The sequence below is a fragment of the Flammeovirga sp. AWQ4_249 genome (genome assembly GCF_056161045.1).
In genome coordinates this window covers 1-399 of the sequence record NZ_JBSWYJ010000129.1, presented here as the reverse complement: position 1 = coordinate 399, position 399 = coordinate 1, and the positions used below count along the sequence as shown (strand labels likewise).

At 43.4% G+C, this 399-nt stretch carries 1 protein-coding gene; it reads left to right on the top strand.

Translation table 11 applies throughout. The features are described 5' to 3' along the window. A partial coding sequence (locus ACXAHM_RS26385; protein ID WP_474967074.1) for a phosphopantetheine-binding protein occupies positions 1–399 on the top strand: 399 nt, incomplete at both ends.

The following is a 399-nucleotide window of genomic DNA, read 5'->3' as shown; positions in this document are numbered from 1 at the left end:
ATCCACAAGAATTAGCAGAGTTAAGAACATTAGCTCAAATTGCTGAATACATTTCAGGAAAAGCTGGTGCAACATCAGCACCAGCAGCAGCTCCTGCACCAGCGGCGGCTCCAGTAGCAGCAGCACCGGTTCAAGAAACTGCAACTCCAGCAGCTCAAGGTGGCGTAACAAACGCAGAAATAGAAGCATCTTTATTAGAAGTAATCGCTGAGAAAACTGGTTACCCTTCTGAGATGTTAGAAATGGGAATGGATATGGAAGCTGATTTAGGAATTGACTCTATCAAGCGTGTTGAGATCTTCGGTGCGATGACAGAAGCAAATCCATCAGTTCAAGGAGTAGATCCACAAGAATTAGCAGAGTTAAGAACATTAGCTCAAATTGCTGAATACATTTCAG